This window comes from Nitratireductor sp. StC3 (assembly GCF_003015025.1).
Classification (GTDB): Bacteria; Pseudomonadota; Alphaproteobacteria; order Rhizobiales; family Rhizobiaceae; genus Mangrovimarina; species Mangrovimarina alexandrii.
Genome location: NZ_PYBP01000009.1, coordinates 39,205 through 51,977 on the forward strand (window position 1 = coordinate 39,205; position 12,773 = coordinate 51,977).

At 65.5% G+C, this 12,773-nt stretch carries 11 protein-coding genes; 1 reads left to right on the top strand and 10 read right to left on the bottom strand.

Annotation, left to right across the window (positions count from 1 at the left end; translation table 11 throughout):
* Window positions 1-18 precede the first annotated feature (18 nt).
* From infB to rocF, 6 genes are all read right to left on the bottom strand, one after another.
* Complete coding sequence (gene infB, locus C7T96_RS17405) at window positions 19-2,580, bottom strand: translation initiation factor IF-2 (protein WP_106572530.1); 2,562 nt, start codon at window positions 2,578-2,580, stop codon at window positions 19-21.
* Window positions 2,577-3,227, bottom strand: a complete 651-nt coding sequence (locus C7T96_RS17410; protein WP_106572531.1) for an RNA-binding protein — start codon at window positions 3,225-3,227, stop codon at window positions 2,577-2,579. The genes infB and C7T96_RS17410 overlap by 4 nt, the downstream gene beginning before the upstream one ends.
* Window positions 3,228-3,270: 43 nt before the next feature.
* Window positions 3,271-4,890, bottom strand: coding sequence for a transcription termination factor NusA (nusA, locus tag C7T96_RS17415; protein ID WP_106572532.1), 1,620 nt, complete (start codon window positions 4,888-4,890; stop codon window positions 3,271-3,273).
* Window positions 4,891-4,936: 46 nt separating this feature from the next.
* A complete protein-coding gene (gene rimP, locus C7T96_RS17420; protein WP_106572533.1) occupies window positions 4,937-5,572 on the bottom strand; it encodes a ribosome maturation factor RimP in 636 nt (211 codons plus the stop codon).
* Window positions 5,573-5,732: 160 nt separating this feature from the next.
* Complete coding sequence (locus C7T96_RS17425) at window positions 5,733-6,791, bottom strand: ornithine cyclodeaminase (RefSeq protein ID WP_106572534.1); 1,059 nt, start codon at window positions 6,789-6,791, stop codon at window positions 5,733-5,735.
* Between the two features lie 2 nt (window positions 6,792-6,793).
* A complete protein-coding gene (gene rocF / locus C7T96_RS17430) occupies window positions 6,794-7,714 on the bottom strand; it encodes an arginase (protein WP_106572535.1) in 921 nt (306 codons plus the stop codon).
* Window positions 7,715-7,845: 131 nt separating this feature from the next.
* Between rocF and C7T96_RS17435 the strand changes: the two genes are divergently transcribed.
* On the top strand, window positions 7,846-8,283 hold the full coding sequence (locus C7T96_RS17435) for an Lrp/AsnC family transcriptional regulator (protein WP_106572536.1): 438 nt from the start codon (window positions 7,846-7,848) through the stop codon (window positions 8,281-8,283).
* A 6-nt stretch (window positions 8,284-8,289) separates the two neighbouring features.
* On the opposite strand, the gene C7T96_RS17440 is transcribed toward C7T96_RS17435, so the two are convergent.
* The 4 genes from C7T96_RS17440 to lnt all read right to left on the bottom strand — a co-directional run bounded on the left by C7T96_RS17440 (window position 8,290) and on the right by lnt (window position 12,631).
* Complete coding sequence (locus C7T96_RS17440) at window positions 8,290-8,988, bottom strand: tRNA (guanine(46)-N(7))-methyltransferase TrmB (RefSeq protein WP_106572537.1); 699 nt, start codon at window positions 8,986-8,988, stop codon at window positions 8,290-8,292.
* A gap of 12 nt (window positions 8,989-9,000) precedes the next feature.
* Window positions 9,001-10,299: a methionine adenosyltransferase gene (gene metK / locus C7T96_RS17445; RefSeq protein WP_106572538.1), complete on the bottom strand. Its 1,299-nt coding sequence runs from the start codon at window positions 10,297-10,299 to the stop codon at window positions 9,001-9,003.
* 182 nt (window positions 10,300-10,481) lie between these two features.
* Entirely contained in the window at window positions 10,482-10,898 is a 417-nt protein-coding gene (locus tag C7T96_RS17450; protein ID WP_106572682.1) for a helix-turn-helix domain-containing protein, read from the bottom strand.
* 137 nt (window positions 10,899-11,035) lie between these two features.
* Window positions 11,036-12,631, bottom strand: coding sequence for an apolipoprotein N-acyltransferase (gene lnt / locus C7T96_RS17455; protein WP_106572539.1), 1,596 nt, complete (start codon window positions 12,629-12,631; stop codon window positions 11,036-11,038).
* Between the last annotated feature and the right edge of the window lie 142 nt (window positions 12,632-12,773).

Consider the following 12,773-nt stretch of genomic DNA (forward strand, 5'->3'; position numbering starts at 1 on the left):
CTTCGCGCCGGAACGCCGTTAGAGCGTGCGCGCCACCTCTTCCACGCGGAAGCATTCGATGACGTCGCCGGCGCGGATATCCTCGTAATTCTCGAAGGCCATGCCACATTCCTGGCCGGCGGGCACTTCGGCGACCTCGTCCTTGAAACGCTTCAGCGTCTTCAGCTTGCCTTCGTGGATGACGACATTGTCGCGGATCAGGCGCACGCCCGCGCCGCGCTCGACCTTGCCTTCGCTGACACGGCAGCCGGCGACCTTGCCGACCTTGGTGATGTTGAAGATCTCGAGAATCTCGGCATTGCCCAGGAAGGTCTCGCGACGTTCCGGCGACAACAGGCCCGACATCGCCGCCTTCACATCGTCCACGAGGTTGTAGATGATGTTGTAGTAGCGGATTTCGATGCCGGCCTGCTCGGCGGCGTCGCGTGCCTGCCGGTTGGCACGCACGTTGAAGCCGATGATGGCCGCGTTCGAGGTTTCGGCAAGCGAGATGTCGCTCTCGGTGATGCCGCCGGCGCCCGAATGGACGATGCGCGCGCGCACCTCGTCCGTGCCGAGCTTGTCGAGCGCAGCAACGATCGCCTCGATCGAGCCCTGGACGTCGCCCTTGATCAGCAGCGGGAACTCCTTGAGTCCGCTCGACTGCAATTGCGACATCATCTGCTCGAGCGAGCCGCGCTGGCCGGCATGCTTGGCGACAGCCATCTCGCGCGCCTTGCGCTGACGGTATTCCGAGATCTCGCGGGCGCGGGCCTCGTTTTCCACCGTGGCGAACCGATCACCGGCCTGGGGCGTGCCCTGCAGGCCGAGCACCTCGACAGGCATGGACGGACCCGCCTCGGACAATTGCTCGCCGCGATCGTTGACGAGCGCGCGCACCTTGCCCCATTCGTTGCCGGCGACGATGATGTCGCCCGGCAAGAGCTTGCCGGTCTGGACCAGAACGGTGGCAACCGGACCGCGCCCCTTGTCGAGCTTGGCCTCGATGACGACGCCCTCCGAGGTCCGCTCCGGATCGGCCTTCAGGTCGAGCAGTTCGGCCTGCAGCAGGATCGCCTCGAGCAGCTTGTCGAGATTGGTGCCCTTGACGGCGGACACCTCGACATCGAGCACCTCGCCACCCATCGATTCCACGAACACCTCGTGCTGAAGCAGCTCGGTGCGGACCTTTTGCGGATCGGCCTCCGGCTTGTCGATCTTGTTGATCGCCACGATGATCGGAACGCCGGCCGCCTTGGCGTGGTTGATGGATTCGACGGTCTGCGGCATGACGCTGTCATCGGCGGCGACGACCAGGACCGCAATATCGGTCGCCTGCGCGCCGCGGGCGCGCATTTGGGTGAAGGCGGCGTGGCCGGGCGTGTCGATGAAGGTGATCTTCTGCCCGTCCTGCTCGACCTGGTAGGCACCGATGTGCTGGGTGATGCCGCCGGCCTCGCCGGAAACCACGTTGGCGTGGCGGATGGCATCAAGCAGCGACGTCTTGCCGTGGTCGACATGGCCCATGATGGTGACGACGGGCGGTCGCGTTTCGCGGTTTTCCGGCTTGTCGGGAATGTTGAACAGGCCTTCCTCGACGTCGGATTCGGCAACGCGCTTGACCGTATGGCCGAATTCGACCGCGACCAGTTCGGCGGTGTCGGCGTCGATGACGTCGCCGGGCTTGAGGATCTGCCCCTGCTTCATGAAGAACTTGATCACGTCCACGGCGCGCTCGGCCATACGGCCGGCCAGTTCCTGGATGGTGATCGTTTCCGGCAGGATCACTTCGCGGGCGATCTTTTCGCGGCTCTCCTGGTGCTGGGCACGCTTGAACTTCTCCTGGCGGCGACGCATCGCCGACAGCGAACGGCCACGCGCCTCGTCGCCGGCAAGCGCGCTGTTGAGCGTCAGCTTGCCGCGGCGACGATCCTCGCCGCCGCGCGGCCGGGCCGGCCGGGCCGGTTCGGGCGTGGCGATGCGCTTGGGCGGAAGCGACGGCTTGGCCTTGCGCTTGGCATCGCGATCATCGTCGGCGTCGGGCGCCGGGGCGGGTTCAGGCGCCCTGCGGCGCGCCTCTTCCTCGGCACGGCTGCGTGCTTCGGCCTCGGCCTTCAGGCGCGTTTCCTCCTCGGCCTGACGGCGCGCGGATTCCTCGCGCTCCTTGCGGCGGCGCTCATCCTCTTCGGCGCGGCGGGCGGCCTCCTCCTGGGCGCGACGTCGTTCCTCGACCTCGCGGGCCTTGGAGCCTTCGAGGGCGCGGCGGCGCGCCTCCATCTCCTCGCTCGACAGCTCGTTGAGCACCAGACCGGAGCGTCCTTCGGCAGCGACCGGCTTGGGCTGTTCCTTGGCGACCGGAGCGGGCGCGGGCTTGGGCGCCGGCTGGGCGCGCGGCGCGAGCGCGACCGGCGCCGCCGGCTCCTGCTTCTCGCCGGGGACGGAGAATTTGCGCTTCTTGGTTTCGACGACCACGGACTTGGTGCGCCCATGCGAGAAATTCTGGCGTACCGTGCCCTGCTCGACGCCCGGCCGCTTCAGGGTCAGGGTCTTCTTGGTATTCATGCTCAGCGTCTTGTCGTCGCCCGATTTCGTATCCGTCATTCCGTATCCTTGTGGGACGCCGTCCTCGCGGACTCGCCGTCAACTGTCTCGCGGCTTTCCGGGTGTCCGCCCCGGTACCGGTCCAGCGCAACAACGCGCCTTTGTGCCGCCGCGCTCGTTTCCGCACCGAGCACGGCAGCATGTATCACATTTGCCCCACCGAATGCCAAACTCATTTCCGCTTCCGAAAAGAGCCTGAACGCCGGGATTTCGGGGCCGCCGGCCAACAACACCGCGCGCCGGGCCTGATTCAGTTTGCGGATGCCGTCTTCCGAGGCTTCGGATGCGTGTAGCGCAAACAGCGCTCGCCCGCTCCGGATGGCGGCATCGACCTTTGCCGCACCCAATGCCACGATCCCGGCCTTGCGCGCAAGCCCAAGCGCGCCAAGCGCGGCTTTCACAAGCAATCTGTCGACCTGCGCGCCGAGGTCCGGATCGGCAGTGACCGGCGTCTTCAGCGCCTTGCGGAAGATATTCTTCCTAGCCGCCTCGTCAACCCGCGCCCGTGCGGCGGTCACCCAGCAGCCGCGACCGGGAAGGTTGCGCTTCAGATCGGGAACGACGGACATGTCCGGCCCTGCGACGAACCGGATCAGATCCTCCGGCTCCGCCGTGCACCGCGTCACAATGCATGTCCGCTCGCCCATCGAGTCCAAAAAGCGCTCCCGTCACAGTTGCGGCGCGGCGCGGTCATGCGCCGGCAGCTTCCGTCGTTCCATCCTGGCCGGCCTCTTCGGCGTCCTCGGCCGGCGGCGCAAGATCGTCCTCGGTGATCCAGCCCATCTTCATGCGGGCGACGACCACCATCTGCTCGGCATCTTCGCGCGACACGTCGAAATCGGTGAGAATGCCTGGATAAAGCTTGGTCTCGCCGTCCTTGCGCTCCTTCCAGCCGACCAGGTCGTCGACGGCGTAGCCGGCAAAGTCCTCCAGCGACTGGACGCCGTCCTCGCCAAAGGCCACCATCATGGCGGTGGTCACGCCGGGGATTTCGCGCAGATCGTCGGAGACGCCCAGCTCCCGGCGCCGGGCGTCGTTCTCGGCCTCGATACGCTCCAGATATTCGCGCGCCCGGGCCTGGATCTCGGCGGCGGTGTCGTCGTCGAAACCGTCGATCGAGGAGATTTCGTCAGCCTCGACATAAGCCACTTCCTCGACCGAGGTGAAGCCTTCCGAGGCCAGGACCTGGCCGACCATCTCGTCGACATTGAGCGCGTCCATGAACAGGTTGGAGCGTTCGACGAACTCCTTCTGCCGGCGCTGCGATTCCTCTTCCTCGGTCAGGATGTCGATATCCCAGCCTGTGAGCTGCGAGGCGAGGCGCACATTCTGGCCGCGCCGGCCGATGGCCAGCGACAATTGCTCGTCGGGCACCACGACCTCGATGCGCTCGGCGTCCTCGTCGAGAACGACCTTGGCGACCTCGGCCGGCTGCAGCGCATTGACGATGAAGGATGCCGCGTCGGGCGACCAGGGAATGATGTCGATCTTTTCGCCCTGCAGTTCCCCGACGACCGCCTGCACGCGGCTGCCGCGCATGCCGACGCAGGCGCCGACCGGGTCGATCGACGAATCGCGCGAGATCACCGCGATCTTGGCCCGCGAGCCGGGATCGCGCGCCACCGACTTGATCTCGATGATGCCGTCATAGATTTCCGGCACTTCCATGGTGAACAGCTTGGCCATGAATTGCGGATGGGTGCGCGACAGGAAAATCTGCGGGCCGCGCTGCTCGCGGCGCACGTCGTAGACATAGGCGCGCACGCGGTCGCCATATTTGAAGAGTTCGCGCGGGATCAGCTCGTCGCGCCGGATGATGGCCTCGCCGCGGCCGAGATCGACGATGACGTTGCCGTATTCGACGCGCTTGACCGAGCCGTTGACGATCTCGCCGATACGATCCTTGTATTCGTCGTACTGGCGGTCACGCTCGGCTTCGCGCACCTTCTGCACGATGACCTGCTTGGCCGACTGGGCGGCGATGCGGCCGAAATCCATCGGCGGCAGCTGCTCGGCGATGAAGTCGCCGGCCTGGGCGTCGGGATTGCGCTCGCGCGCCTCCTGAATGGAAATCTCGCGGGCCGATTCCTCGACCGCCTCGACGACTTCCATCAGCCGCTGCAACTTCATCTCGCCGGTCTGCGGGTTGATGTCGGCGCGGATATTGGTTTCCTGACCGTAGCGCGAGCGCGCGGCTTTCTGGATCGCGTCGGCCATCGCGTCGAGCACGATCTCCTTGTCGATCGACTTCTCGCGCGCCACAGCGTCGGCGATCTGCAGCAGTTCGAGACGGTTTGCACTGACTGCCATTTCAGTCTCCCTTCACGCGGACCGGCGTCCTGCCGATCCGTTTTCGTCATGTCTGCGGTTCGTTGTCATTGTCGTTGTCGCCGCCGGCCTCGTCGCCGCGCAGCTTTTTGGCCGCCTGGCGCGCCTGCTTGTCCTTGGCCAGCGCGTCGCGGATCAATTCGTCGGTCAGGATCAGTCGGGCGTCGGCGATCGTGTCGTAGGGGATGGCCACGCTGGGCTCGTCGCCATAGCTGGCCTGGTCGCGCTCCAACACGATCCCATCCGCGCCGGCCTCGGCGATGCGGCCACGGAACCGTTTGCGCTCGGCGACCATCACGACGGTCTCGATCTTGGCGAGATGGCCCTGCCAGGCCGCAAAGTCGTCCACCCTGACCAGGGGCCGATCGATACCGGGCGAGGACACTTCGAGGTGGTAGGCCTTGTCGATCAGGTCTTCGACGTCGAGCGCCGGCGAGACCGCGCGGCTCAGTTCCTCGCAATCCGCCACCGTCATGGTGCCGTCCTCGCGCTCGGCCATGATCTGCAGCGTCAGGCCGTTCTGGCCGGAAAGCCGCACCCGCACGAGGCGAAAGCCCATGGAGCGCAGCAGCGGCCAGATCAGCACGGCAATACGCGCCTCGAGACCGCTTTCGCGGATCAGGCGGTCATCATCCCGTGTTGCGGCGCTTTCTTCGTGCGTCATGAAGTCTCCGACAGGGCCACCGGTAACAAAAAAGAGCGGGACCGGCGGGACCCACTCTTCGTCATCGCGACCAAGAATTTGAAGCCGATATAGTCCCCGCGGGGGCAAAATGCAAGGGCAAGCGGCGCGGCCGCGACGCCGTCCCGTCCCGGTCGGCGCCTCAGGTGGCCTGCGGCTCGGCGCGCATCAGCATGCCGAACAGGTCGCGCGGATCGTCGGGATCGGCGAGCAGGTCGAGCCTGTCGAAATAAGGCAAGCTGGAAAGACGGTCGCGCATGTAGCGCAAAGCCGAAAAATCCTCGACCGCGAAGCCGACCGAATCGAACAGCGTGATCTCGTCGCGCGCGGTGCGGCCGGCAGTTCGGCTGGCGATCACCCGCCACAATTCAGTGACGGGATGGTCGGCTGAAAGCTGCTGGATCTCGCCCTCGACCCGGGTCTGCGGCGGATATTCGACGAAGATCGAGGCGCGCATCAGAATGTCGCGGTGGAGCTCGGTCTTGCCCGGACAGTCGCCGCCGACCGCGTTGATGTGGATGCCGGGGCCGACCATGTTGTCGGTGAGGATGGTCGCATATTGCTTGTCGGCGGTCACGGTGGTGATGATGTCGGCGCCCTCGACCGCCTCTTGCGGGCCCCCGCACAGTGCGATGTCGAGACCGCGGCCGGCAAGGTTGCGCGCGCAGCGACGGCTGGCTTGGCTGTCGATATCGTAGAGCCGAAGCCGCTCGACCCCGACCAGCGCCTTGAAGGCGAGCGCCTGGAACTCCGACTGGGCGCCATTGCCGATCAGCGCCATGGTGGCGGCGCCGTCGGGCGCGAGATGACGGGCGGCCAGCGCCGACATCGCCGCCGTGCGCAGCGCGGTGAGGATGGTCATTTCGGTGATCAGGACGGGATAGCCGGTGTCGACCTCGGCCATGACGCCGAACGCCGTCACGGTCTGGCGGCCTTCCCTGGTGTTCTTGGGATGGCCGTTGACATATTTGAAGCCGTAGGCCTCGCCGTCGCTGGTCGGCATCAGCTCGATCACGCCCTCGCGCGAATGCGAGGCGATGCGCGGGGTCTTGTCGAACAGCTCCCAGCGGCGAAAATCCTCCTCGATATAGCCGGCCAGTTCGCTCAGAAAGCGCTCGATGCCGGTCGCGTGCACGATGCGCATCATGTTTTCGACGCTGACGAAGGGCACCAGCGCGAGGTCGGAAGGGGCATATCCCATGGTCAAAAGCTCCGTGTGGGCCGGTCCATGATCCGGCGGCCGAGCAGGCTGGCGGTCAGGTCGACAAGCAAGGTGGCGGTGCGGCCGCGCTCGTCGAGGAAAGGGTTGAGTTCGACCAGGTCGAGGCTGGTGACCAGGCCGCTGTCGCTCAGCATCTCCATCACCAGATGCGCCTCGCGGAAGGTGGCGCCGCCGGGCACCGTCGTGCCGACCGCAGGCGCGATGCCTGGATCGAGGAAATCGACGTCGAGGCTGACATGCAAAAGACCGTTGCCGGCGGCGACACGGGCGATGAAGTCGCGCATCAGCGGGGCGGCGCCGTGCTCGTCGATGGCGCGCATGTCGTGTACCGTGACGCCGGCGGCCGTCAGCGCGCGGCGTTCGGCCGGGTCGACACTGCGCAGGCCGAAGGCGCAGATTCGCGCCGGATCGACCGGCGCCGGCAAATCGGGGAAATAGCCTTCGAAACCGGGCTGGCCGCTGGCATAGGCGAGCGGGACCCCGTGCAGATGGCCGCTGGCGGTGGTGTCGAGCGTGTGGAAATCGGGGTGGGCGTCGAGCCACAGCACGAAGAGCGGGCGCCCGCTTTCGGCCGCCCGCCGCGCCACGCCCGACATCGTGCCGGCGGAGATCGAATGATCGCCGCCGAGAAAGATCGGCATCGCGTCGGCGCTGGCAAGATAGGCGGCCTCGCCGAGGCCTTCGGTCCAGGCGGCGATCTCGGGCAGGGCCTTGAGCGCGGCATTGGCGTGGTGCAGCGTCCTTGTCGGCGCCCGGCGCGCGGCGCCCATGTCAATCACCTCGTGGCCGAGTTCGCGCAGCGCCGCCAGCAGGCCGGCCGTGCGCAGCGCGCTCGGCCCCATCTCGCAGCCCATGCGGCCGGCGCCGTCCTCGACCGGCGCGCCCACGATCCTGCAGCGCATCGCCAAAACTCCCGCTAAGCCTCATCTTGGCAGTGAAGCCCGGGATTCCGGCAGAGTGAACAGGTTTATTTGGCATATTTTGCAGAATATTTTATCGTTTCGGCAGAGAATTTTTTCATTTCGGTCAAAATATGGGCACGTTAGATCAGAAATTGATCACCTTGCTGCGGCACGACGCCCGGCGCAGCATCTCCGATCTCGCCATCGAACTCGGCGTCTCGCGGGCGACCGTGCGCGCCCATATAGAACGCCTGGAGCGGAGCGGCGAAATACTGGGCTATACGGTGATCCTGCGCGCCGACGCGGTCGACCAGCGCATTCGCGGCATCATGATGATCGAAATCGAGGGGCACGCCGCCGACCGGGTGATCCGGGTGCTGGGCGGGTTTGCCGAAGTCGCCACCGTGCACACGACCAACGGGCGCTGGGACCTGGTGGTCGAGCTCGGCACGGCCACGCTGAGCGAATTCGACGCCGTGCTGCGGCGCATCCGGCTGATACCCGGCATCACCGGCAGCGAGACCAGCCTGTTGCTTGCGACGCCGCGCTCGACGAAGGCACGGCTTTGACGGCGCTCAACGCCGCGTAAAGGTCAGATAGGCCGGAACGCGGCCCTCGCGCACGGCCTTGGCCTCGTAGCGCGTGCCCGGCCAGCCTTCATAGGGCGTACGCCAGTCCTCTGCCGAAGCCGCCTGCCAGTCGAAGGCGGGATGGGCACGGCAGTGCAGCAGCGTCCAGTTGACGTAGCTGTCGATGTCGGAGGCGAAACGGAAACGCCCTCCCGGCCGCAGCACCCGCGCGAAACGGTCGAGGTTGGCTGAACTGACAAAGCGACGTTTCCAGTGGCGGCGCTTGGGCCACGGGTCGGGATAAAGCAGGTCGATGCCGGCGAGGCTCGCCGGCGGCAGCCAGTCGAGCAATTCGGTCGCATCGTCGTCATGAACGCGAATATTATGCCGTGGGTTCTCATCCAGCGCCGACAGCAATTTGGCCATGCCGTTGACGAACGGCTCGACGCCAATGAAGCCGGTTTGCGGGTAACGCCCACTCTCATGCAGGAGATGTTCGCCGCCGCCGAAGCCGATCTCCAGCCTGATCTCGGCAATGTCGGCGTCGAACAGTTCAGCCGGCGGCGGCGCCTCGGCCGAAAGGTCGAGGGCCAGACGCGGCAGCAGGCGGTCGACGAGGGCCGCCTGCCGCGACCGGAGGGTCTTGCCGCGACGCCGGCCGAAAAAGGCCTCGGTGGCCCGGCTGCCGCGCCCCTCTTCCGTCATCGCGATATCGCCTCAGGCGGCGATCTTGGCTTTGCGTTCCTCGTCGGCGACAGCGTCCTTCAACGCCTTGACGAGATCCGTCTTCTCCCAGGAGAACGACCCGTCGCGACCGGCCTTGCGGCCGAAATGGCCATAGGCCGCCGTCTTGGCGTAGATCGGCTTGTTCAAATCGAGATGACGCCGAATGCCGCCCGGCGACAAGTCCATCACCTGGCGAATCGCCTTTTCGACCACTTCCTCCGGCACTTTTCCGGCACCCTGCATATCGACATAGACCGAAAGCGGCTGGGCGACGCCGATCGCGTAGGAAAGCTGGATCGAGCAGCGCTCGGCGAGCTTGGCGGCGACCACGTTCTTGGCCAGATAGCGTGCCGCATAGGCCGCCGAACGATCGACCTTGGTGGTGTCCTTGCCGGAGAAGGCGCCGCCGCCATGGGCAGCCGCGCCGCCATAGGTGTCGACGATGATCTTGCGGCCGGTCAGGCCGGCATCGCCGTCGGGACCGCCGATGACGAACTTGCCGGTCGGGTTGATATACCAGTTGCAGTCGTCGGCGATCGACAGGTCGCCGATCGACAGCGCCTCGCGGATATAAGGCTCCACGACCTGGCGCACTTTCTTGTTGTCCCAGGACGGATCGAGATGCTGGGTCGACAGCACGATCTGGGTAACCTCGGCGGGACGGCCGTCAATATAGCGCACGGTCACCTGGCTCTTGGCGTCCGGACCGAGTTTGGCGGCGTCGCCCTCGCCGGACTTGCGCGCCTCGGCCAGCAGTTCGAGGATCTTGTGCGAATAATAGATCGGCGCCGGCATGAGATCGGGCGTTTCGCGGCAGGCATAGCCGAACATGATGCCCTGGTCGCCAGCGCCTTCCTGGCCCTGGTTGTCGGAGGCGTTGTCGACGCCCTGGCCGATATCGGGCGACTGGGCGTGCAGCAGCACATCGATCTTGGCCGTCTTCCAATGGAAGCCGTCCTGCTCGTAACCGATCGAACGGATCGCCCGGCGCGCGGCCGAACGGAATTTGGATGGGTTGATGGCCGGATTGCCGGAGGCGTCCATCACAACATCGCCGGCCTTGTCCTTCTTGATCAGGGTTTCGGGCACGCGAACCTCGCCAGCGATCACGACCCGATTGGTCGTGGCCAGGGTTTCGCAGGCCACGCGGACCTTCCACGGGTCCATGCCGGCTTTTTTGGCTTCGCGGTAGACGAGATCGACAATTTCGTCCGAGATGCGGTCACAGACCTTGTCCGGGTGACCTTCGGAAACGGATTCGCTGGTAAAGAGATAGTTCTGGCGTGCCACGGGTGTCCCCTCTGGAATGAACACGAAGGGCAGGATTGCCTACTTCGCGGGGGCATCTGTTAGCGAAACGAGCGCGCCATCGTCAAGAAACCAATCGCTTTTGCCGCCCGCAACGGAAAAATACCTGGCCTCGCCGCGCCTTTTCGGCGCGGTCGCCCCGTCCGGTTCGGCCTGCTCCGTGGCTACACTTCGTCTTCGGAAGCCAGGGCCTTGACCAGGTCGATCACTTTGCGGCGCACGCGGGCGTCGGAGATCTTCACGAAGGAGCGGTTGAGCTGAAGCCCTTCCGCGCTGCTGAGAAAATCCACGACGTAGCTGGTCGAGCGATCTTCGGAAAAACCCTTGTTTCCCGGCAGATGTTCGACCGGCGCATCCTCGAAAAAAAACGCTACCGGAACGTTCAGGATCGATGCGATCGCTTGAAGCCGGCTGGCGCCGACCCGGTTGGTTCCCTTTTCGTATTTCTGGATTTGCTGAAATGTCACGCCGAGACTTTCGCCAAGCTTTTCCTGGCTCATTCCCAGCATGTTGCGCCGCAGACGAACGCGGCTCCCGACATGAATATCGATCGGGTTCGGCTTCTTCTTGTTGTCAGGCATGATGTCCTCGCCGTTTATCACGGGCTTTTCGGTTGGCTCCAACGAATTCCCGCCAGATGCCCATGGCCCCAGAATCACGGGCGGCGAGAGAGAGGGCGATTTGGCAATTCATGCCTGCCTTTAGCGACTTTCGCACCTCAATTGGAACGTAACCGCTGACTGATATTCATACCACAAGCTAAGGTTGCAAAGAACAATATAATCAATAAGCCATTGCGCCCGGCATTAATCGTGTTCTGGTGTCGCCCGTCGGCAACGAAAAGCGCTGCATCAAGAACGCCGACCGTATCGAGCGCGAATGCATCGACGACCCGGCCTTTTTCGTCGACGATCGCCGAAATTCCGTTGTTTGCCGCCCTGATCAGCGGCATGCCGGCTTCCACGGCGCGCACCTGTGCCTGGCGGAAATGTTGATAGGGGCCGGCCGTGTCGCCAAACCAGGCGTCGTTGGTGACGTTAACGATGATGTCAGCTTGTGCGCTCGAGCCGGCCAGCAGGTCCGGGAAGATGATCTCGTAGCAGATCATCGGCAACGCGCCGATCCCACCCGGCGCGGACAGAGCCCGGCGCGCGGAGCCCGCCGAAAAGCCGCCGATCGTCTCGGCCACGGTTTCGAAGCCAAACCCCTCCAGCAACTCCTGGAAGGGCAGATATTCGCCGAAGGGGACCAGATGCAGCTTGTCGACGGCATCGACGATCTCGCCGCCGTCATTGATAGCCACGACGGCGTTGTAGTAGCGCGGCGCATCCTGGGCCGACGCTGCCGCCTCGGAACGCACCGCACCGAGGAACAAGGTCTGACCGGTTTCCAGCATGGTGCCGATCGCGGCCAGCGCGTCGGGCCTTTCGGTGATGACAAAAGGCAGCGCCGTCTCCGGCCATACGATCAGCTCCGGCCGCTCCCGGCCCTCGGCGGGCGGCCTTGCCGACAGGTCGAGCAAGGACTTCATGATGCGGGCGCGCTCCTGCGGGTCCCACTTGCCGCTTTGGGACACGGAAGGCTGGACCACACGGACCTGGAGCTGCCGCCCGTCCTCGACCGGCGCCGTGCCGTAAATCTGAAAGAGGCCGTAACCGATATGGGCTGCGATCAAAAGCAATGCCACGGCGACGCCGACAAGGCGGTGGCGCCGAAAGCCGGCGAGCGCCGGTATGGCGAAGACCAGGACGGCGAGCGCGTTCATGCCGAACAACCCCACCACCGCCACCGACTGCATCAGCACCGGCAACGGCATGGCCGCGTAGCCGACCGCGTTCCAGGGAAAGCCGGTCAGGACGAAGCTGCGCAGCCATTCGGCGATGCCGAAGGCGGCGGCGAGCGCGACGATGCGCCCGATGCCGTCAGCCCAGGCCAGGCGCGCGAGCGCGGCGGCCAGGCCATAGAAGAACGCGAGCAGGGCAGGCAGGCCAAGCACGGCGATCGGCAGCGCCCAGGCGAAATTGTCGGCATCCACCAAAAGGGCGCGCCCGACCCACCACAACCCGGCCACGAAATAGCCGAAACCGAACCACCAGCCGACGGCGAAGGCGCCGCGCAACCGCCGCAGGAGACGGTCTCCGGGGTCGGGCGCCACGCCGTCGAGCAGCCAGACGAGCACGGTGAAAGAGACGAAGCCGGCCGGGAAGAAGTCGTAGGGCGGCAGCGCAAGCACGGCACAGGCGCCGGCCAGGAGGGCGACGACCGCCCGCCGCCAGCCCCACAGCAAGATCACACGCGCGGCAAGGTCGGTCATCCAGCTTTCCAGTCAGCGAATCAGGGGGCCGAGACTTAGCAATCCGGCCCCAGACTGCCAAACGCGGCTTGCCCGAAACCGGCGCCGGCGGAAAGCCTGCCGCGCGCCCGGCGCATCCGCCGGACACGTTGCGGGCGGCAAC

Excerpts from the sequence above, each read along its gene's own strand:
- infB (WP_106572530.1), bottom strand. The coding sequence starts at position 2,580 with ATGACGGATACGAAATCGGGCGACGACAAGACGCTGAGCATGAATACC.
- C7T96_RS17410 (WP_106572531.1), bottom strand. The coding sequence starts at position 3,227 with ATGGGCGAGCGGACATGCATTGTGACGCGGTGCACGGCGGAGCCGGAG.
- nusA (WP_106572532.1), bottom strand. The coding sequence starts at position 4,890 with ATGGCAGTCAGTGCAAACCGTCTCGAACTGCTGCAGATCGCCGACGCT.
- rimP (WP_106572533.1), bottom strand. The coding sequence starts at position 5,572 with ATGACGCACGAAGAAAGCGCCGCAACACGGGATGATGACCGCCTGATC.
- C7T96_RS17425 (WP_106572534.1), bottom strand. The coding sequence starts at position 6,791 with ATGGGATATGCCCCTTCCGACCTCGCGCTGGTGCCCTTCGTCAGCGTC.
- rocF (WP_106572535.1), bottom strand. The coding sequence starts at position 7,714 with ATGCGCTGCAGGATCGTGGGCGCGCCGGTCGAGGACGGCGCCGGCCGC.
- C7T96_RS17435 (WP_106572536.1), top strand. The coding sequence starts at position 7,846 with ATGGGCACGTTAGATCAGAAATTGATCACCTTGCTGCGGCACGACGCC.
- C7T96_RS17440 (WP_106572537.1), bottom strand. The coding sequence starts at position 8,988 with ATGACGGAAGAGGGGCGCGGCAGCCGGGCCACCGAGGCCTTTTTCGGC.
- C7T96_RS17450 (WP_106572682.1), bottom strand. The coding sequence starts at position 10,898 with ATGCCTGACAACAAGAAGAAGCCGAACCCGATCGATATTCATGTCGGG.
- lnt (WP_106572539.1), bottom strand. The coding sequence starts at position 12,631 with ATGACCGACCTTGCCGCGCGTGTGATCTTGCTGTGGGGCTGGCGGCGG.